Below are 20,366 nucleotides of genomic sequence, written 5' to 3'. Positions count from 1 at the left end.
GGCTGGGTGATCTCGCGGGTTTCGGGGCCCGGCGGTGGCCCGACACGCGAGGAGGCGAAATATTCCGCAATAAATATTTTCCACCCCCGTGGACCTGCGAGGACGCCTTTTTTGGTCCCTCTCGACAACGGCAGGCAGAGAACTCATGGGATTCTGTAAACTGTTGCAGCACAAAGCATTTCATGCAGAGAGGGCTTCCCTGTTGGAGGTTCTGACGGCCGTTCATCTGGTTTTCGCTGGCGGTGGTGGTGGGCCTCTAACCCACCAGAATTGGCAACCCGGTGTGGGGGGTCGGTTAGCAATCCCCGCGCAGCGTGAGTACGGTCGCTATCGCCGCTGGTACACCAGTGGAGTTGTTCAAATGCACACGACGAGACGGAGGAACCGTGGCCCTTCCCCAGTTAACTGATGAGCAGCGCGCTGCTGCTCTGGTGAAGGCGGCTGCCGCCCGCAAGGCCAGGGCGGAGCTCAAGGAGCGCCTCAAGCGTGGTGGTACCGACCTCAAGCAGGTCCTGAAGGACGCAGAAGACAACGAGATCCTTGGCAAGATGAAGGTCTCGGCATTGCTGGAGGCCCTGCCGAAGGTTGGCAAGGTCAAGGCGCAGGAAATCATGACGGAGCTCGAGATCGCCCCCACCCGCCGTCTGCGCGGGCTCGGCGATCGTCAGAAGCGCGCGCTGCTGACCAAGTTCGATTTCGAGGTCGACGAAAAAGCGTGATTGCCAACGAGACCCGCACCACGGGCTCGGATTCGGCACCGGAGGGTCGGCTGGTAGTACTAGCCGGCCCTTCGGCCGTCGGGAAGTCCACCGTGGTGCGAGAGCTGAAGGCCCGTATGCCCGAGCTCGTCTTCAGCGTGTCGGTCACCACCCGTGACCCGCGCCCCGGCGAGGTCGACGGGGTGGACTACCGCTTCATCGATTGGGCCGAGTTCCAGCGGATGATCGACGCTGGCGAACTGCTCGAGTGGGCAGACATCCACGGCGGCCTGCAACGCTCTGGGACCCCGGTGGCCCCGCTGAAGAGCGCCCTGGCCGCCGGCCATCCCGTCTTGGTCGAGGTCGACCTTGCCGGCGTCCGGCAGGTCCGCGAGAACATGCCCGACGCGATCTTCGCCTTTCTCGCGCCCCCGAGCTGGGACGACCTGGTCTCCCGGCTCACCGGTCGCGGCACCGAGGACGACGCCGTGGTGGCGCGACGGCTCGAGACCGCCCGCGTGGAGCTGGCGGCGCAGTCTGAGTTCGACCACATCATCGTCAACCACCAGGTGGAGCAGGCCACGGACGAGTTGGTATCCTTGCTGGCCGGCACCGCCTAGCAGGCACTGCCGGGCGTTACCGGTACTATGGGCCTTAGCCCGTGCGCTTTGGCGCGCGTAGCGGCTGATATTGAGCTTGTATCGCCAGATTATGCGGCACCAGATTTAGCAGCACCATCAGATTTAGCAACCGAGAGCAATTCAGGAGCAGCCTCAGTGAGCAACATCCAGGTCGACGCCAACGAATCCGCACTAGCGGGAGCTGTGCCGGCCTACGACACCCCTCTCGGCATCACCAACCCGCCCATCGATGAGCTGCTCGAGCGGGCCTCGTCGAAGTACGCGCTGGTAATCTTCGCCGCCAAGCGCGCGCGTCAGATCAACGACTACTACAACCAGCTCAGCGACGGAATCCTCGAGTACGTCGGCCCGCTGGTCGAGCCGGGCCTCCAGGAGAAGCCGCTCTCCATCGCGCTGCGCGAGATCCACGCCGACCTGCTTGAGCACACTGAAGGCGAGTGAGTACTAGCGGATCCGCGCCGAAGCGGATCATCGTCGGTGTCGGGGGCGGGATTGCGGCCTATAAGGTCTGCTCGGTTATCCGACACTTCACCGAGCGTGGCCATCATGTCCGTGTGATTCCGACGGCGTCGGCGCTGAACTTCATCGGCGCCGCCACCTTCGAGGCGCTCTCGGGTAATCCCGTCGACACCGGCGTGTTCGCCGACGTGCCGTCTGTTCAGCATGTCCGGCTCGGCCAGGAGGCCGACCTGGTGATCATCGCGCCGGCCACTGCCGACCTGATGTCGCGCTCGGCCTCGGGCCGGGCAGACGACTTGCTGACCGCGACGCTGCTGACCGCGCGCTGCCCGGTGATCTTCGTGCCCGCGATGCACACCGAGATGTGGGAGCACCCCGCCACCGTCGCGAACGTTGCGACGTTGCGCGAGCGCGGAAATATTGTCATCGAGCCAGCCTCCGGCCGGCTCACGGGCACCGACACCGGTGCCGGTCGACTGCCTGAGCCCGAGGAGATCTCGGCGCTCGGCGATCTAGTCCTGGAGCGGTCCGACGCCATCCCGCGCGACCTCGAGGGCGTGCGCGTCCTCGTGACCGCCGGCGGCACCCGCGAACCCTTGGACCCAGTCCGGTTCCTGGGCAACCGCAGTTCTGGGAAACAGGGGTACGCCCTGGCCCGTCTCGCCGCTCAGCGCGGCGCGGACGTCACCCTCATCTCCGGCGCCGGCGTGCATCTGCCGCCCCCGCCCGCCGTCGCTCTGCAGCACGCCGGGACCGCCGCCGAGCTCGAGGCCGCGGTCAACGCTGCCGCCCCGGAGCACGATGTGGTCATCATGGCCGCTGCCGTGGCGGACTTTCGACCCACGACGTTCGTCGACGCCAAGATTAAGAAGGGCCCCACAGAGCCCTCGCTGATTGAGCTCACCCGGAACCCCGACATCCTCGCCGGACTTGTCCGCCGTCGTGCTGATGGTTCCTTGCCGCAGGCCAAGATCATCGTCGGCTTCGCCGCGGAGACCGGGGACGCGTCGGGCGACGTGCTCTTCCACGCCCGCGCGAAGCTCGCCCGCAAGGGCTGCGACCTGCTCGTTGTCAATGCGGTCGGTGACGGTAAAGCCTTCGAGATGGACAGCAACGCGGGCTGGCTGCTGAGTGCCGACGGCTCCGAGGCCGCCATCGAGCATGGCTCCAAATCCCTGATGTCCAGTAGAATTCTCGACGCGATCACTGCGCTGCTGGGCGACGGAGCCTGTAGTACCTGACGTCGGGCACAGCAGCACAGACCCGCCGCATTCGGCTGCGGCGGGCGGGGTATTAGTCTCGAAGCCGAACGATGTCCGTCCGGGAGCCCCCGGCAGCCAAATTTCTCGTTGCCAGTTGGCGGACTTTCCAGTTGACGTAATCATTCATCGTTCTGCGGTGCTCCGGCATCGCGTGAGAACGGCGCAGCGAGAGAACAGTGGGAGAGGAATAACCATGGACCAGTCGGGCCATCGTTTGTTCACCAGCGAGTCAGTCACCGAGGGGCACCCGGATAAGATCTGCGACGCGATCAGCGATTCAATCCTGGACGCCATGCTGGCTTCGGATCCGACCAGCCGCGTCGCGGTCGAGACGCTGGTTACCACCGGACAGGTGCATGTCGTCGGCGAGGTAACCACCTCCGCCTACGTCGACATCCCCAAGATCGTCCGCGACAAGGTCCTCGAGATCGGGTACGACTCGTCGTCCAAGGGCTTCGACGGCCACTCGTGCGGCGTGAACATCGCCATCGGCGCGCAGTCCCCGGACATCGCGCAGGGCGTGGACAGCGCCTATGAGGCCCGCCTGGGCCTATCGGATGACGCGATCGACCGCCAGGGCGCCGGCGACCAGGGCCTGATGTTCGGCTACGCATGCAAGGACACGCCTGAGCTCATGCCGATGCCGATCGCGTTGGCACACAGGCTCTCTCGCAGGCTCACCGCCGTGCGCAAGGACCAGGTGCTGCCGTATCTGCGTCCCGATGGCAAGACCCAGGTGACCATCGAGTACGCCGACGACAAGCCCGTGCGTCTCGACACCGTCGTGATCTCGACGCAGCATGCCGCGGACATCGATCTCGACAACATGCTCGCGCCGGATATCCGCTCGAAGGTCCTCGACAGCGTGTTGGCCGACCTCGGTGAGACCAGTCTGGACATCTCCGACGTGCGCCTGCTGGTAAACCCCACCGGCAAGTTCGTCCTCGGTGGCCCGATGGGCGATGCGGGCCTGACTGGCCGCAAGATCATCGTCGACACCTATGGCGGCATGGCCCGCCACGGCGGCGGCGCGTTCTCTGGCAAGGACCCGTCCAAGGTGGACCGCAGCGGTGCGTACGCGATGCGCTGGGTCGCCAAGAACGCGGTGGCAGCGGGCCTGGCCGAGCGCATCGAGGTGCAGGTGGCCTACGCCATCGGCAAGGCCGCGCCCGTGGGCCTGTTCGTCGAGACCTTCGGCACTGAGCAGCTCGATCCCACCAAGATCCAGGCGCTGATCAGCGATGTGTTCGACCTGCGCCCCGGCGCGATCGTCCGCGACCTCGACCTGCTGCGTCCCATCTACGCGCAGACCGCCGCGTACGGCCACTTCGGCCGCACCGACGTGGACCTGCCGTGGGAGCGCACCGACAAGGCTGAGGAACTGCGGGCACTCGCCGGCCTGTAGATACAGTTCTTGAGTTTGGGCCCGTGCCTTCGGCTGATTCTGGCACGGGCCCAAACTTGTCGCACCCCCTATCACGGCTTGGATCAGTCCCATCGAGACATGGAGGCGAGCCGATCATGCCGTCCCAGCACTGTCTGCCGCGCGTGATAGAACGACTACCGTGACCGCCACTGTGAAGCCCGCCGACGCCTTGCCGGTCGCTCGAGTGCTGCCTGTTGTTCAACCGGCGCATTTGGACCGGGTGTTCGACTATCTGGTGCCAGCAGATATGGACGCGACGGCGCAGGTCGGTGTGCGGGTCCGTGTGCGTTTTTCCGGCCGGTTGGTGGACGGTTACATCCTTGATCGGGTCGAGCGCAGTGAGCACGTGGGAAAACTGGGGTTCCTCGAGCGTGTGATCTCGCCGATCCAGGTCCTTACACCGGAGCTGGCAGTCCTCTGCGAGGCAGTCGCCGCTCGCTATGCCGGTACCCGCGCGGATGTCCTCCGCATGGCCATCCCGCCCCGGCACGCCCGTGCGGAGGCCGCAGTTCTCGCAGGTGAGAAGCAACCCTCTGCAACGGCGGCTGTGGGAATCGACCCGGCGGGGTGGGAGCGATACGTCCATGGCGGCGCGTATCTCGCGGCGCTTGCCGAGGGCCGGGGCGCACGGGCCGTCTGGCAGGCACTGCCGGGGGATGACTGGCCCGCACGCCTCGCGGAGGCCGCGGCCACCTGTGTCACGGCTGGGCGCAGCGCGGTGGTCGTCGTCCCGGACCGACGCGACATGGATCGTGTGGTCGCGGCGGCCACGGCACTGGTTGGGGCGGCAGCGGTGGTGGCGCTCTCGGCCGGGCTAGGCCCTGCGGCCCGCTATCGCCGGTGGCTGCTGGCGCACAGCGGCGGACCGGCCATCGTCGTCGGCCCCCGTAGCACCGCGTTTGTGCCGGTCCAAGACCTCGGGCTGATTGCCGTGTGGGACGACGGCGACGACAACCTCGCCGAGCCGCGCTCGCCGTATCCGCACGCCCGCGAGGTCGCGTTGCTGCGTGCCCAGCACGGAAGCAGCGCCCTGCTGGTGGGCGGGCACGCGCGCACTGCGGAGGCTCAGGCTCTGGTGGAGAACGGCTGGGCGCATGACCTCATTGCGAGCCGCGAGGTGTTGCGACAATCCGCGCCGTTGATCAAGGCCCTGGCGGACAGCGACGAGGCTTTGGCGCGGGACCCGGGCGCCCGCTCGGCCCGGCTGCCCGGGATCGCGTTCGAGGCCGCACGCGGCGCGCTAGCCGCGGACTTGCCGGTGCTGGTGCAGGTGCCGCGCGGCGGCTATGTCCCGGCGGTGGGCTGTGCCAAGTGCCGAGAGCCCGCGCGATGCAGACGCTGCGCGGGACCGTTGGGCCTCCCGATGCCAGGGGTCGGTGGGGGGCCCAACAGTCCCGCGCAGATGGGGGAGGACGGAGCCGCTGCGCCAACCTGCCGATGGTGTGGCAACGCAGAGCGGGCCCACCGCTGCGGAAAGTGCGGCTCGCGTGCGCTGCGGGCCAGGGTGACCGGCGCGGGGCGCACGGCCGAGGAGTTCGGCAGGGCCTTCCGCGGTGTGCCGATCATCAGCTCTAGTGGCGAGGACGTGCGGGACGCTGTCCCGGGCGTGGCCAGCGTCGTGGTGGCCACCGTGGGCGCGGAGCCGGTCGCAGCGGGCGGCTATGGGGCGGCGCTGCTGCTCGACGGGTGGGCGTTGCTCTCCCGGGCCGATCTCCGCGCGGGGGAGGAGACTCTGCGCCGCTGGATGGCGGCCGCCGCGCTGGTGCGCCCCGGCCCGGATGGCGGACGCGTGGTGGTGGTCGCCGAGGCGGGCATACCGGTGGTGCAGGCGCTGATCCGCTGGGACCCGGTGGGGCATGCACACACCGAGCTCGAGTCTCGCCGCGAGGTGGGGTTTCCGCCTGCCGTGCATGTCGCGGCGGTTGACGGCAGCCCAGACGCGCTCGCGGGTTTTCTCGAGGTGCTCCACCTCCCAGCGGGCTGCGAGGTGCTGGGGCCGGTGCCGATGCCGGCGGGGATGCGGGGTCCCGCGGGCTCAGACAGCGAGCCTGCCGATGCGGAGCGGGTGATCCTGCGGGTGCGCCGACGGGATGGCGCTGCGCTCTCCGCCGCCTTGCGGGAGGGCTTAGCCCAGCGCAGTGCGAGACGGCTTCCTGGTGCGATCCGCGTACAGGTCGACCCGATTCGGGTGGGATAGCGCCGATCGTGGTTGCGGTGTCGTCACGGTGCAGTCGACCTTGCTAAGTTTAGTTGAAACTTGGAGTAAGGTCGGCAGCGCACGATGCCGGAGCGATCGGGGCCTCACATGTGGAAATTGCGTTGGCGGGCAGGACTATTCGTAGTCCTAGCAGTAGCACTGGTGCGGCCGGGGATCTCGATGGCTGACGATCTGCCGTCGATCGCCGGGCCGACGAGCCGCACGGCGGCCGAAGCGAAGACGGTCGGCATGGGGGATAACTCCCTGGCCCCGCCCGGCGCGAATAAGGCGGATTGCCAGCCCACCATTGAGCACCCCAATCCCGTAGTCCTGGTGCACGGCAGCGACAGCACCGCCTATCTCGACTGGGCGGGGCTCTCGCCTCGACTGCGCGAGCGGGGGCTCTGCGTGTTTGCGCTCAATTACGGTCAGGTCGAGGGGGTGGGCAATGCTCAGATCCCCATCGCGGAGAGCTCGGCCCAGCTGGCGGCGGTGGTCGGTCAGGTGCTGGACCAGACCGGGGCGGAGAACGTCGATTTGGTGGGCTTCTCCCAGGGCGCGGCGGTGACGCGGTACTACGTGAATATTCTGGGCGGGGACGAGCACGTGGATAAGTGGGTGGGGCTGGCCTCGCCGACCTATGGCGGCACGTTCTACGGCGTCGGTGCCGCGGTCGCGGCAGAGCCACGCGGCTCCGCGTTGATCGGCGCTGCGCTCGGGCCAGCGCTCCCGGAGCTGATCGTCGGCTCGGAATTCCTGACGCGGCTCAACGCCGGCGGCGACACCGGGCGCGGGGTGGACTACACCACAATCTCGACTCGGTACGACGAGATGATCCAGCCCTACCAAAATCAGCTCCTCCGCGGTCCCGGAGCCACGAACCTCGTTATCCAGGACCAGTGCCCGGCCAACCTCATCGGCCACATGAGCTTGCCGTATGACGCATTCACCCAGGATCTGATCATCCAGACGCTGGATCCGTCTGCGCCAGAACCGGTCTGTCAGCAGGTGCCACTCGGCACGGGCATGCTCGAGCTGATGATCGTCAGCAATTCCTGAGCGCCCGCTCGGTGCTCGTGGGCGACAGCGGCTGTGACCTTCATCGCCACTGGTCGGCTGCGGTAGTCGGGGGCGGCCCGGCAGGACTCTAAGCTGTGCGGTGGCATACCCGTTCGTCACCCCGGCGAGCTGGGCCTGGCCCACCGGAAGGATTGCTGAACGTGCGACTGATTTTCGCGGGGACACCAGAGCCGGCGCTGCCGTCTCTGCTCGGCCTCATCAACTCCCCTCGCCACGAGGTGGTGGCTGTGGTGACGCGGCCCGACGCGGTCTCCGGCCGGGGGCGACGCGTCAATCGGTCCCCGGTCGCGGAGCTGGCGGACGCGCACGGCATCGAGGTCCTCACTCCTGCGCGCGCCGACGATCCAGACTTCACCGCGCGGCTGCGTGAGCTGGAACCGGACTGCGCCCCGGTGGTGGCCTACGGCAACCTGCTGCCCCAAGAGGTCCTGGACATCCCGCGGTTCGGCTGGGTCAACCTGCACTTCTCGCTGCTGCCCGCCTGGCGCGGCGCGGCACCCGTGCAGGCGGCCATCCGCGCGGGCGATGAGATGACGGGCGCGGCCACCTTCCAGATTGAGCGGGCCCTCGACACCGGGCCGGTGTTCGGCCTGGTCACCGAGCGTATCCAGGACACCGACACTTCGGGCGACCTGCTGGCGCGGCTCGCGGAGTCGGGTGCGCTCCTGCTGGCATCGACGATGGACGGCATCGAGGACGGGGCTCTCAACGCCGTGCCCCAGTCGGCCGATGGTGTCTCCTACGCGGAGAAGATCACGGTCGACGCGGCGCGTGTGCGCTGGACGGTCCCGGCACTGGCGGTGCACCGCCACATTCGGGCGGTCACCCCGGAGCCCGGCGCGTGGACGATGATCGACGATGTCCGCGTCAAGCTCGGACCAGTTCAGATTGATCCGGAGATCACTCTCGACCCAGGTCAGATAGAGGTGAGTAAGCGCGCGGTGCACGTTGGCACCGCCAGCGTCACGGTGCGTCTAGGCGATGTTCAACCCCCCGGCAAGAAGCCGATGCCCGCCGCCGACTGGGCGCGCGGGGCACGTTTGACCAATGAAGCGAGGGCGCTGTGAGTACTCCACAGGACAATTCCGGGCAGGGCAGCTCCGGGCAGGGCCAGCGCGGCGGTCGGCCGAACCGGCAGGGGCCGGGCAAGACTGGCGGCACCCAGAAGCCCAGAACCCAGAAGCCCGGCACCCAGAAGCCCGGCAGCGAGAAGCCCGGCGCCAAACAGGGTGGTGAGCGTCGCGCGAGCGGCCAGCGGGTCAGCGTCGATCCGGTGCGCGCCGTCGTGCGCGACGTGCTGCGGGCCGTGCGGGAGCGCGATGCGTACGCCAACCTGGTGCTGCCCAAGATGCTGCGTGACCGCCGTCTAGAGGGCCGGGACGCCGCGCTGGCGACCGAGCTGACCTATGGCGCCTGCCGCACCCGCGGCCTGCTCGACGCGGTCATTGCGGACTGCGCGGGCCGGCCGCTGGAGGAAATCGACCCGCTGCTGCTGGATTCGCTCCGGCTCGGTGTCTATCAGCTCCTGCGCACGCGCGTTGCCGCGCACGCCGCGCTCTCGACCACCGTGGACCTGGTCACCGACGAACAAGGCAAGGGCGCCGCGGGCTTCGTGAACGCGGTGCTGCGCCGGGCCTCGGAGCGCGAGGAGGCTGAGTGGATCACCCGCCTGGCGCCGCCCGCCGACCAGGATGCCTTGGGCCACTTGGCGTTCCGGCATAACCATCCCGTGTGGATCGCACGTGCGTTCACCGATGCGCTGGGTGCGGACGCCGGCGAGCTGGCCGACGCGTTGGCCGCGGACAACGTCAGCCCCCAGGTCCACCTCGTGGCGCGGCCCGGCGTGATCACCGCAGAGGAGCTGGCCCTGGTCACCGGAGGGGAGGAGGGCAAGTACTCGCCCTACGCCGTGTACCTGGAGGGCGGGGATCCGGGCAAGTTGGAGCCGGTGCGTGACGGATTGGCCGGAGTTCAAGACGAGGGCAGCCAGATCGTGGCCCGGGCCGTCGCGGAGGCGGAGCTGGTCGGGGACGACGGCGGTCGGTGGCTGGACCTGTGCGCCGGACCCGGCGGCAAGGCCGCGCTGCTCGGGGCGATCGCCGCGATCGACGGCGCCACGCTGGACGCCGTCGAGCCCCAGGAGCATCGGGCGGAGCTCGTCCGCAAGGCCGTGCGGGAGCTGCCCGTGACGGTGCATGTGGTCGATGGCAGGGAAACCGGACTCGAGGCGGGCTACGACCGGGTCCTCGTCGACGCGCCGTGCACGGGGCTGGGCGCGCTGCGCCGTCGGCCCGAGGCCCGCTGGCGCCGGCAGCCGTCGGACGTCAACGAGCTGGTGACGTTGCAGCGCCAGCTGCTCGCCGCGGCAGTGGAGCTGACGCGCGAGGGCGGCGTCATCGTGTACTCGACCTGCTCCCCGCACATCGCCGAGACGGTGGGGATCGTGGCCGACGCCGTGCGGCGTTTCGGCCTCACCCAGCTCGACTCTCGCGACCTGGTGCCGGCGATGCCGCAGCTCGGCGACGGCCCGCACGTGCAGCTCTGGCCGCACCGGCACGGGACCGACGCGATGTTCATCGCCGCGCTGCGCAAGTAGGCCGTGGGGAGACTAGAGCACTGGACCGCCTCGTCCCGTTTGGGGCATCGGGGCGGTCCTTGCCTAGACTGTCCGGCATGGCCCGCACGCGTCTGACCCAGCCGATGATTGCCCCTTCGATCCTCTCCGCGGACTTCGCGCGCTTGGCGGATGAGGCCGCCATCGTGGCCGGTGACGGCGGTGCGGACTGGCTGCATGTGGACGTGATGGACGCGCACTTCGTGCCGAACCTCACGCTCGGCCTGCCCATCGTCGAGAGCCTGCTCAAGGCCACTGACATCCCACTGGACTGCCACCTGATGATTGCGGATCCGGGCCGCTGGGCGCCGCCGTACGCAGAGGCCGGCGCGCACAACGTGACGATCCACGCGGAGGCGACAGACAATCCGTCGGCGGTCGCTAGGGATATCCGCGCGGCCGGGGCGAAGGCGGGCCTGGCGGTCAAGCCGGGAACGGACATCGAGGACTACCTGGAGATCCTGAAGGACTTCGACACCCTGCTGGTGATGAGCGTGGAGCCCGGCTTCGGGGGCCAGTCCTTTATCGCGGACGTGCTGCACAAGGCCGCGACAGTCCGCCGCCTCGTGGACTCGGGGGAGCTGACCCTGCTGGTCGAGATCGACGGCGGGATCAGCATGGACACGATCGAACAGGCCGCGGCGGCCGGGGTCGACTGCTTCGTGGCCGGCTCCGCGGTCTACGGGGCGCACGACCCCGCGGGGGCGGTGCGCGCGCTGCGTGAGAAGGCCGCGACGGCATCGCCCCACCTGCACCTGCCGCACTAGGACATGGCTCTCCTGACGATTGAGGCCGCGATGCGGCTGGCGATCGCGCACTCGGACACCGCGCGCGGGCTCACGAGTCCCAACCCGGCCGTCGGCGCGGTGATCTTGGACGCACAGGGCCGACAGGTCGGCATTGGCGCGACGACGCCGCCCGGCGGACCACACGCGGAGGTTGTCGCCCTGCGCCAGGCTGGCATCGCCGCACGCGGCGGGACCGCTGTCGTCACCCTGGAGCCGTGCGCGCACCAGGGCCGGACGGGCCCCTGCGCGACGGCATTGGCGGCGGCCGGCGTCGCCGCGGTGCACTTCGCGGTGGCGGACCCCAACCCGACAGCGGCCGGCGGCGCGGACAGTCTGCGTGCGGCCGGAATCGCGGTGAGCGGGGGACTGCTGGCCGACGAGGCGGAGACGGGCCCGCTCGGCGCGTGGCTGTTCCGACAGCGCAATGGCCGCCCCCGCGTGACTCTGAAGTTCGCCGCGAGTCTGGATGGCCGTGCCGCCGCCGCCGACGGCACCAGCCAGTGGATCACCGGCCAGGCAGCGCGAGCGCGGGTGCACGAGGAGCGCGCGAAGATCGACGCGATTGTCATCGGCACGGGGACGGTGCTGGCGGACAACCCGTCGCTGACCGCGCGCCACCCCGACGGCAGCCTGCGCGCACACCAACCGCTCCGAGTGGTCGTCGGGCAGCGGGAGATTCCGCGTGCTGCGCAGGTGCGGGACGGGGCCGCCGAGATGTTGCACGTGCGCTCCCACGATCTGGCGGAGGTACTCGCCACCATCGCGGACCGGGCTTGTGACGTGCAGGTGGAGGGCGGACCACTGCTGGCCGGACGCTTTTTAGCAGCGGGCCTGGTGGATCGGGTACAGATGTATCAGGCGCCGGTGATCCTCGGCGCGGGCAAGACCGCGATCGAGGCGGCCGGGGTCGGCACAATTGGTGAGGCGCTGCGCTGGCGCCGGAAGTCGATCGAGGTCCTCGGTCCAGATGTCTTGATGGTCTTCGAGCGACTGATCGCCAGCCCCGAGTAGACAGGCACGCTGATGAGTGCAGATGAGCTGAAGACAGACAGGGAGAACAGCCAGTGTTCACAGGAATAGTCGAGGAGTTGGGCGAGGTCACCGGCAAGGAGGACCTGGCGGACTCCGCACGGTTCACAGTCCGCGGCCCGCTGGTGACGAGTGATGCGGGACATGGGGACTCGATCGCGGTCAACGGGGTGTGTCTGACGGTGGTCGATCTGCTCGCCGATGGATCCTTCACTGCCGACGTGATGCATGAGACCCTCTCCCGTTCCAGCCTCGGCGGGCTCGACGTGGGCAGCGCGGTCAACCTCGAGCGGGCGGCCGCGGTGAACAGCCGCCTTGGCGGCCACATCGTGCAGGGGCACGTCGACGACGTTGGCGTCGTGCTCACCCGCACCCCGTCCGAGAACTGGGAGGTGGTGCGGATCTCCCTGCCGGCGCAGATTGCTCGCTACGTGGTGGAGAAGGGCTCGATCACCGTCGACGGCGTGTCGCTGACAGTGAGCGCACTGGGCATGGCGGAGAACAGGGCGGAAAAGGACGGCGGGGACCAGCACTTCGAGATCTCGCTGATCCCCACCACCCTCGCGGCGACCACCCTTGGCGGGGCGGTCGTGGGCACCCGGGTCAACCTCGAGGTGGACATCATCGCCAAATATGTGGAGCGGCTGCTGAGCACCGGATCGAACCCCACAGTCGCCTAGGGAATACCCTCTAGGCAGAGCCCGCTCTAAAAGCTAGAGCACACCCTTAAAGCCGGAGCCCCCGAGAACGCACGGGGGCCGTCCTGGATCCTTACAGTACCCATGGGAGCGATGAGCACGTCATGAGATTCGACAGTATTGAGCGTGCGGTGGCCGACATCGCGGCCGGCAAAGCGGTTGTCGTGGTCGATGACGAGGACCGTGAGAATGAGGGCGACCTGATTTTCGCGGCCGAGATGGCCACCCCGGAGTTGGTGGCCTTCATGGTCCGCTACACGTCCGGCTACCTGTGCGTGCCGCTCGTCGGCGAGGACTGCGAGCGCCTCGGCCTGCCTCCGATGTACTCCACCAACCAAGACAAGCACGGGACCGCCTACACGGTCACCGTCGACGCCCGCGAGGGCATTGGGACCGGGATCTCGGCTGCGGACCGCGCGCGCACGATGAAGCTGCTGGCGGACCCCGACACGGGTGCCCACGATTTCACCCGCCCCGGCCATGTGGTGCCGCTGCGCGCCAAGGAGGGCGGTGTCCTGCGTCGCCCCGGGCACACGGAGGCCGCCGTGGACCTCGCGAGCCTGGCGGGCCTGCGCCCGGCCGGTGTCATCTGCGAGATCGTCAGCCAAAAGGACGAGGGCGATATGGCCCGCACCGACGAGCTGCGCGTGTTCGCGGACGAGCACGACCTCGCGATGATCTCCATCGCGGACCTCATCAGCTGGCGTCGCCGGCATGAGAAGCACGTGGTGCGCGTCGCCGAGGCCCGCATCCCCACCGACCACGGCGAGTTCAAGGCCGTCGGCTATACCAGCGTCCACGACGATGTCGAGCATGTCGCGCTGGTGCGCGGCGACATCGGCGACGGCAAGGACGTCCTGGTGCGCGTGCACTCCGAATGCCTCACCGGCGACGTGTTCGGCTCCCTGCGCTGCGACTGCGGCCCCCAACTGGACGCGGCAATGGGCCTCGTCGCGGACGAGGGCCGGGGCATCGTGCTCTATATGCGCGGGCACGAGGGCCGCGGCATCGGCCTGATGCACAAGCTGCAGGCCTACCAGCTGCAGGACTCGGGCCGCGACACCGTCGACGCCAACCTCGACCTCGGCCTGCCCGCCGACTCGCGGGACTACGGCCTGGGCGCGCAGATCCTCGTGGACCTCGGCGTGGAGTCGATGCGGCTGCTCACCAACAACCCGGCTAAGCGGGTGGGCCTGGACGGCTATGGGCTCACGATTACCGATCGCGTGCGGATGCCTGTGCGCGCCAACGCCGAGAACCTGCGCTACCTGCGCACCAAGCGGGACAGGATGGGCCACGACCTCGTCGGCCTGGACGATTTCGACCCGACGCAGGACGACCCGACGCAAAGCGCCTCGGCCCAGACGGGTGGCACGCTGTGAGCGGGGACGGCAAGCCCGAGGTTTCGGCGACCATCGAGCCCGGCCTGACACTGGCGATCGTGGCCGGCCAGTGGCACCGGACGATCAGCGACGCGATGCTCGCCAGCGCGGAGCGCACCGCGCAGGCGCACGGCGTGGCCTCGGTGACCGTGGTCCGCGTGGCCGGCGCGGTGGAGTTGCCCGTCGTCGCCCAGCAGTTGGCCCGCACCCACGACGCGGTGGTGGCGTTGGGCGTCGTGATCCGCGGCGGCACCCCCCACTTCGACTACGTCTGCGACGCGGTGACGGCGGGGCTGACGCGGGTGGCGCTCGACGAGTCCACGCCAGTCGGCAACGGCGTGCTCACCACGGACACGGAAGCCCAGGCCCTTGACCGCGCGGGCTTGCCCGGCTCCGCCGAGGACAAGGGGGAGCAGGCCACGACGGCCGCGCTCGACACCGCGACCACCCTCCGAGCACTGCGGGCGCGGGCATGACCGAGAAGCAATTGCCTGACTGGGAGCTTGAGGTCAAGCCGCGGCGGGTCAAGATCGTCGCCTGGCTGTTGGCCATCATGATCGTCGTCGTGTTCGGGGTGCTCGCGGGCCTGCTGCGGATCACCGACACCGGCGTGTACTTCCGGGTGTGGGACCAGTTGGCAGTCGCGTTCATCGGCGTGCTCATCGCCATGGCGTTCCTGCTGTTCACCCGGCCCCGTCTCCGGGCCGGAGCCCGCGGTGTCAGCGTGCGGAACCTGTTCGGCGACAAGCTCGTCGAATGGGATCTGGTCGAGGCGCTGACGTTCCCGGAGGGTGCCGCATGGGCTCGCCTCGAGCTGCCTGACGAGGAGTACGCCCCGGTGCTGGCCATCCAGATCTATGACCGCGGTCGGGCCGTCGACGCGGTGCGCGACTTCCGGGCGATCCACGCGAAGTACGCGCCGGCCGCCGTCGAGCCCCAGGTCTAGCCCCAGCCCGAGTCGCCACCCCAGCCTGTCGGCACCCGCTGGCAGGCTGGGCGCGGCCCGGTTCCCGGCGGTCGATAGCCTGGACGGGTGTCAGATCCAGCGTCGTACCGCCCTGCCCCGGGATCGATTCCGACCGACCCCGGGGTATATAAATTCCGCGACCCGCACGGGCGCGTCATCTACGTCGGCAAGGCCAAGAATCTCCGCAGCCGGCTGAACTCCTATTTCGCGGACCTCGGGTCGCTGCACACCCGCACGCAGCAGATGGTCACCACCGCGAGCTCCGTGGAGTGGACGGTGGTCGGCACCGAGGTCGAGGCGCTGCAGCTCGAGTACAGCTGGATCAAGGAGTTCGACCCGCGGTTCAACGTCCGCTACCGCGACGACAAAACCTATCCGGTGCTCGCCGTCAGCATCGGCGAGGAGTACCCGCGACTGTTCGTCTACCGCGGACCCCGGCGCAAGGGTGTCCGCTACTTCGGCCCGTACTCGCACGCCTGGGCCATCCGCGACACCCTCGACCAGCTCCTCCGCGTGTTCCCGGCCCGAACCTGCTCGTCCGGGGTGTTCAAACGCCACCAGCAGCTGGGCCGGCCCTGTCTGCTCGGGTATATCGGGAAGTGCTCGGCGCCGTGCGTCGGCCGCGTCAGCGCCGCGGAGCACCGCGACATCGTGGACGACTTTTGCGACTTTCTCGCCGGCCGCACCGACAAGCTGATCCGGGACGTCGAGCGCAAGATGCTCGACGCGTCCGCGGAGCTCGACTTCGAGCGCGCCGCGCGGCTGCGGGATGACCTGTCCGCGCTGCGGAAGGCCCTCGAGAAGCAGTCCGTGGTGCTGGGGGACGGCACCGACGCGGACGTCGTCGCCATCGAGTTTGACGACCTCGAGGTGGCGGTGCAGATCTTCCACGTGCGCGGCGGCCGGGTGCGCGGCCAGCGCGGCTGGGTGGTCGAGAGGGTGGAGGCGGCCGAGCTGCCGGACCTGGTGGAGCAGTTCCTGACCCAGTTCTATGGCGGCGAGATCGACCTGGCGGAGCGTGCGGGCGCCGCCGCGGAGGAGGCGACGGCGACCGCGGTGCCGCGTGAGGTGCTGGTGCCGGCGATGCCCGCGAACGCCCCTGAGTTGCAGAAGTGGCTGTCGGCCCTGCGGGGCAGCGCGGTGAGCGTCCGCACGCCCCAGCGCGGCGACAAGAAGGATCTCGCCGAGACGGTGCACCGCAACGCCGTGCAGTCGCTGCAATTGCACAAGCTCAAGCGGGCCGGGGACCTCACCACGCGCAGCGTGGCACTGCAGGGTATCCAAGACATGTTGGGCCTGGACACCGCGCCGCTGCGGATCGAGTGCGTGGATATCAGCCACATCCAGGGCACCGACGTGGTGGCGTCTCTGGTGGTCTTCGAGGACGGCCTCGCTCGCAAGTCGGACTATCGGCACTTCGCCATCAAGGAGGCCGCGGGGGACGGGCACTCCGACGACGTGGCGAGCATCGCCGAGGTCACCCGCCGTCGCTTCCTGCGCCACAAGGCCAGCGTCGAGGCGCTACAGGCGAGCGGGGTGCAGGCCAAGCCGCCCACACCCGAGGAGTTGGACGCGCTGGCCGGGGACGGCGGCGACCTCGCGCCGGAGGCCGGGATCGATCCCGCGACCGGCCGGCCGCGCAGGTTCGCCTACCCGCCGAACCTCTACATCGTCGACGGCGGCGCCCCGCAGGTCGCCGCCGCCTCGGCGGTGCTGGCCGACCTGGGGATCACGGATGTCGCGGTGATCGGCCTGGCGAAGCGGCTGGAGGAGGTGTGGGTCCCCGGGGAGGAAGACCCGGTGATCCTGCCCCGCAACAGCGATGCGCTGTATCTGCTGCAGCGGGTCCGCGACGAGGCGCACCGGTTCGCGATCACGTTCCACCGCAGCAAGCGCTCACGCCGGATGACCGCCTCCGCGTTGGACGGCATCCCGGGCTTGGGCGAGGTGCGCCGGACCGCGCTGGTCAAGCACTTCGGGTCGCTGGCCCGGTTGCGGCAGGCTAGCGTCAGTGAGATGACCGAGGTGCCGGGCATTGGGGAGATGACTGCCCGGTCGATTTTGGAGAGCCTTGCGCAACCCATTACCGAACAGACAGGTGAGACACCACAGTGAACGTCAGTCAGGATAGGGCCGAGGCGCCCGCCATCGAGGTGTTATTGGTGACCGGCCAGTCCGGCGCCGGCCGCAGCGCCGCCGCGAAGGTGCTGGAGGACCTGGGCTGGTATGTGGCGGACAACCTGCCCCCGCAGCTCGTCCCGACGCTTGTGGACTATGGCCTGGCGGAGGCCACCCGGATCCATCGGCTCGCGGTGGTCGTGGACGTGCGCAGCCGCACGTTCAGCGGGGACCTCGCCTCGGTGGCCGCGGCCATCCGCGAGCGCGGCGGCGTGCCCCGGGTGCTCTTCCTCGACGCGTCGGACTATGTGCTCGTCCGCCGGTTCGAACAGGTCCGGCGCGGACATCCGCTCCAGCTGGAGGGCACGCTGTCGGAGGCCATCGCCGCGGAGCGCGAGATGCTGGCCCCGCTGCGGCAGGCCGCGGACCTCGTGATCGACACCACCTCGTTGACGGTGCAGCGGCTGCGGGAGCGCATCGAGAACGCATTCGGCGACCCGGACACCGGCACCGTGCGGGTGACCGTGCAGTCCTTCGGCTTCAAATACGGACTGCCCACCGATGCGGACATGGTCGCGGACGTGCGCTTTCTCCCGAACCCGCACTGGGTGCCGGAGCTGCAGAAGCACACCGGGCAGGACGCCGGGGTGCGGGACTATGTGCTGGGCCAGCCCGGCGCGGAGCAGTTCCTCGACAGCTACCGCCAGTTGGTCAGCCTCATCATCGGGGGCTATCTGCGGGAGGGCAAGCGGTATGTGACCCTCGCGATCGGCTGCACCGGTGGCAAGCATCGCAGCGTCGCGATGACGGAGGCGTTGGCGAGCCAGCTGTCGGAGGACCCGGCACTGTCGGTCGGCGTCGTGCACCGAGATCTGGGGCGCGAGTGACCTCGGGCCCGGAGGTGGTGCGGAGTGGGCCCGCGATTGTCGCGCTGGGCGGCGGCCACGGCCTGTACGCGACCCTGAGCGCCGTCCGCCAGCTGACTCCCGCCGTCACGGCCATCGTCACAGTCGGCGACGACGGGGGCTCCTCGGGCCGGCTGCGTTCCGAACTGGGCGTCATCCCGCCCGGGGATCTCCGCATGGCGCTGGTCGCGTTGGCCGCTCAGGACCCCGAGCATTGCGTGTGGGCCGACGTCCTCCAACACCGCTTCGGTGGCACCGGCGCACTGGCCGGGCACTCCGTGGGAAACCTGATCTTGGCCGGGCTGACCGAGGTGGTGGGCGACCCCGTGCAGGCCCTGGCCATGGTCGGCAACCTGCTCGGAGCGCCCGGGATGGTGCTGCCGATGTCGCGGGTGCCGCTGACTATCGAGGCTGACGTCGCGGGCCTCGAGCAGGACCCCAGGGTGGTGCGGGGCATCCGTGGCCAGGTTGCCGTCGCGACGACTCCGGGCCAGGTCCGCCGGGTGCGTCTGGAGCCGGCGAACCCGCCCGCCGCGGCCGAGGCGGTGGCCGCAGTGCACGCGGCGGACATGGTGGTGTTGGGGCCGGGGTCCTGGTTCACCAGTGTCATCCCGCACCTGCTCGTGCCGGAGCTGTATACGGCGCTGCAGTCGGCGACAGGCCACAAGGTCCTCGTCCTGAATCTCGCGGCGGAGCCAGGGGAGACGGCCGGCTTCTCCGCCGAACGCCACCTGCATGTGCTCTCACAGCACGCGCCGGATTTTGCGGTCGACTCCGTGGTGGTGGACGCCGGCGCGGTGGGCGCCGCCAGCGAGCGCGCCACTGTGGAGCGGGCGGCGCTGCGCTTCGGCGCCAGGGTCGAATACGCGGACGTCGCGGTGGCCGGCACCTGCATCCACGACCCCGTGAAGTTGGCGGCCGTGCTCGCGAAGTTGGGCGGGGCCCGCACGCCCGTGGATATGCTTGCCGCTGGATCGCCCGCGAGGGAGACACTCAGGGGCGTCAATGGAGAGGACTCACAAACGTGGCGTTGACAGCCGAGGTCAAGGACGAGCTGAGCAGGTTCGTGGTGACCCAGACCAGCGCGCGCCGCGCGGAGGTCGCCGCGCTGCTGCGATTCGCGGGTGGGCTCCACATAGTCGCCAGCCGAGTCGTTGTGGAGGCTGAGGTGGATTTGGGCGCCACGGCCCGACGGCTCCGCAAGGAGATCCACGAGCTCTACGGATACCCCAGCGAGATCCATGTCGTCGGGGCCAGCGGACTCCGTAAGAAGGCGCGCTATCTTGTGCGGGTCGCCAAGGACGGGGAGGCGCTCGCCCGCCAGACGGGCTTGATCGACGCCCGCGGCCGGCCCGTGCGCGGACTCCCGACCCAGGTGGTGGGCGGCAGCATCATGGACTCCGAGGCCGCGTGGCGGGGGGCGTTCCTTGCGCACGGCTCGCTCACCGAACCCGGTCGCTCCTCCGCAATGGAGATCAGCTGCCCCGGACCAGAGGCCGCACTGGCGCTCGTCGGCGCTGCCCGCCGGCTCGGCGTGGCAGCGAAGGCACGCGAGGTGCGGGGCGCGGACCGGGTCGTGATCCGCGACGGCGAGGCGATCGGGGAGCTGCTCACGCGGATGGGGGCTCGAGATGTGCGGCTGATCTGGGAGGAGCGCCGTCTGCGGCGCGAGGTGCGGGCCACCGCGAATCGCCTCGCGAACTTCGACGACGCGAACCTGCGCCGCTCCGCACGCGCCGCCGTGGCCGCTGCCGCCCGGGTCAGGCGGGCTCTCGAGATCCTCGGCCCGGAGGTGCCGGACCACCTCGCCGCGGCGGGCGAGCTGCGGATTGCGCACAGGCAGGCCTCGCTCGAGGAGCTGGGCCAGCTGGCCGATCCGCAGATGACTAAGGACGCCGTCGCCGGCCGGATCCGCCGCCTGCTCTCGATGGCGGACCGCAAGGCCCAGCAGGTGGGGATCCCGGACACGGAGTCGGCGGTCACCGCCGAGCTACTGGACGACGAATGAGCCGAGCCGGCAGGCGATACACCCTGGCAGGGACATGACCAGGTCCCCCTTTTCATGATCTGCGCCACAGCCGGGTTGTAGGGTGGCTCAGTCG

Annotated in this window: 19 protein-coding genes; all 19 read left to right on the top strand. The window is 69.3% G+C overall.

The features are described from left to right. The first annotated feature begins 386 nt into the window (after window positions 1–386). The 19 genes from mihF (at window position 387) to whiA (ending at window position 20,272) form a co-directional block, all read left to right on the top strand. Entirely contained in the window at window positions 387–719 is a 333-nt protein-coding gene (gene mihF, locus TBIF_RS19690) for an integration host factor, actinobacterial type (RefSeq protein WP_024796457.1), read from the top strand. Next, window positions 716–1,318 (top strand): guanylate kinase, encoded by a 603-nt coding sequence (gene gmk, locus TBIF_RS19685; RefSeq protein WP_024796456.1) that lies wholly within the window; start codon window positions 716–718, stop codon window positions 1,316–1,318. Before mihF ends, gmk begins: the two co-directional genes overlap by 4 nt. A 156-nt stretch (window positions 1,319–1,474) precedes the next feature. Further along, window positions 1,475–1,780 carry a DNA-directed RNA polymerase subunit omega gene (gene rpoZ, locus TBIF_RS19680; RefSeq protein WP_024796455.1) on the top strand — a complete coding sequence of 102 codons (306 nt, stop codon included), beginning with the start codon at window positions 1,475–1,477 and terminating at the stop codon, window positions 1,778–1,780. Beyond that, the gene (gene coaBC, locus TBIF_RS19675) at window positions 1,777–3,039 is read left to right on the top strand and encodes a bifunctional phosphopantothenoylcysteine decarboxylase/phosphopantothenate--cysteine ligase CoaBC (protein ID WP_024796454.1); all 1,263 of its coding nucleotides are present in this window, start codon (window positions 1,777–1,779) and stop codon (window positions 3,037–3,039) included. Before rpoZ ends, coaBC begins: the two co-directional genes overlap by 4 nt. 214 nt (window positions 3,040–3,253) lie before the next feature. Continuing rightward, complete coding sequence (gene metK / locus TBIF_RS19670) at window positions 3,254–4,465, top strand: methionine adenosyltransferase (RefSeq protein WP_024796453.1); 1,212 nt, start codon at window positions 3,254–3,256, stop codon at window positions 4,463–4,465. Between the two features lie 160 nt (window positions 4,466–4,625). Further along, window positions 4,626–6,683 carry a primosomal protein N' gene (locus tag TBIF_RS19665; RefSeq protein WP_024796452.1) on the top strand — a complete coding sequence of 686 codons (2,058 nt, stop codon included), beginning with the start codon at window positions 4,626–4,628 and terminating at the stop codon, window positions 6,681–6,683. A 180-nt stretch (window positions 6,684–6,863) separates the two neighbouring features. After that, window positions 6,864–7,742 carry an esterase/lipase family protein gene (locus tag TBIF_RS19660; RefSeq protein WP_235174886.1) on the top strand — a complete coding sequence of 293 codons (879 nt, stop codon included), beginning with the start codon at window positions 6,864–6,866 and terminating at the stop codon, window positions 7,740–7,742. A gap of 161 nt (window positions 7,743–7,903) precedes the next feature. After that, on the top strand, window positions 7,904–8,830 hold the full coding sequence (gene fmt, locus TBIF_RS19655; protein ID WP_024796450.1) for a methionyl-tRNA formyltransferase: 927 nt from the start codon (window positions 7,904–7,906) through the stop codon (window positions 8,828–8,830). Then, on the top strand, window positions 8,827–10,359 hold the full coding sequence (locus TBIF_RS19650; protein WP_024796449.1) for an RsmB/NOP family class I SAM-dependent RNA methyltransferase: 1,533 nt from the start codon (window positions 8,827–8,829) through the stop codon (window positions 10,357–10,359). The genes fmt and TBIF_RS19650 overlap by 4 nt, the downstream gene beginning before the upstream one ends. 92 nt (window positions 10,360–10,451) lie before the next feature. Then, on the top strand, window positions 10,452–11,144 hold the full coding sequence (gene rpe, locus TBIF_RS19645) for a ribulose-phosphate 3-epimerase (protein ID WP_148302343.1): 693 nt from the start codon (window positions 10,452–10,454) through the stop codon (window positions 11,142–11,144). Between the two features lie 3 nt (window positions 11,145–11,147). Beyond that, window positions 11,148–12,176 carry a bifunctional diaminohydroxyphosphoribosylaminopyrimidine deaminase/5-amino-6-(5-phosphoribosylamino)uracil reductase RibD gene (ribD, locus tag TBIF_RS19640; RefSeq protein ID WP_024796447.1) on the top strand — a complete coding sequence of 343 codons (1,029 nt, stop codon included), beginning with the start codon at window positions 11,148–11,150 and terminating at the stop codon, window positions 12,174–12,176. Between the two features lie 53 nt (window positions 12,177–12,229). Next, a complete protein-coding gene (locus tag TBIF_RS19635; RefSeq protein ID WP_024796446.1) occupies window positions 12,230–12,874 on the top strand; it encodes a riboflavin synthase in 645 nt (214 codons plus the stop codon). 122 nt (window positions 12,875–12,996) lie between these two features. Next, entirely contained in the window at window positions 12,997–14,274 is a 1,278-nt protein-coding gene (locus tag TBIF_RS19630) for a bifunctional 3,4-dihydroxy-2-butanone-4-phosphate synthase/GTP cyclohydrolase II (protein ID WP_024796445.1), read from the top strand. Further along, a complete protein-coding gene (gene ribH, locus TBIF_RS19625; RefSeq protein ID WP_024796444.1) occupies window positions 14,271–14,750 on the top strand; it encodes a 6,7-dimethyl-8-ribityllumazine synthase in 480 nt (159 codons plus the stop codon). The genes TBIF_RS19630 and ribH overlap by 4 nt, the downstream gene beginning before the upstream one ends. Beyond that, entirely contained in the window at window positions 14,747–15,220 is a 474-nt protein-coding gene (locus TBIF_RS19620; protein WP_024796443.1) for a PH domain-containing protein, read from the top strand. The genes ribH and TBIF_RS19620 overlap by 4 nt, the downstream gene beginning before the upstream one ends. A gap of 87 nt (window positions 15,221–15,307) precedes the next feature. Beyond that, a complete protein-coding gene (gene uvrC / locus TBIF_RS19615) occupies window positions 15,308–17,356 on the top strand; it encodes an excinuclease ABC subunit UvrC (protein WP_024796442.1) in 2,049 nt (682 codons plus the stop codon). After that, entirely contained in the window at window positions 17,353–18,246 is an 894-nt protein-coding gene (gene rapZ, locus TBIF_RS19610) for an RNase adapter RapZ (RefSeq protein WP_024796441.1), read from the top strand. Before uvrC ends, rapZ begins: the two co-directional genes overlap by 4 nt. Further along, a complete protein-coding gene (locus TBIF_RS19605) occupies window positions 18,243–19,298 on the top strand; it encodes a gluconeogenesis factor YvcK family protein (protein ID WP_024796440.1) in 1,056 nt (351 codons plus the stop codon). Before rapZ ends, TBIF_RS19605 begins: the two co-directional genes overlap by 4 nt. After that, window positions 19,289–20,272 (top strand): DNA-binding protein WhiA, encoded by a 984-nt coding sequence (gene whiA / locus TBIF_RS19600; protein ID WP_024796439.1) that lies wholly within the window; start codon window positions 19,289–19,291, stop codon window positions 20,270–20,272. The genes TBIF_RS19605 and whiA overlap by 10 nt, the downstream gene beginning before the upstream one ends. Window positions 20,273–20,366 lie beyond the last annotated feature (94 nt).

The organism is Tomitella biformata AHU 1821, assembly GCF_000524475.1.
Classification (GTDB): Bacteria; Actinomycetota; Actinomycetes; order Mycobacteriales; family Mycobacteriaceae; genus Tomitella; species Tomitella biformata.
Note: the sequence above shows the minus strand (reverse complement) of the source record. Positions and strands in the feature narration are given on the sequence as shown.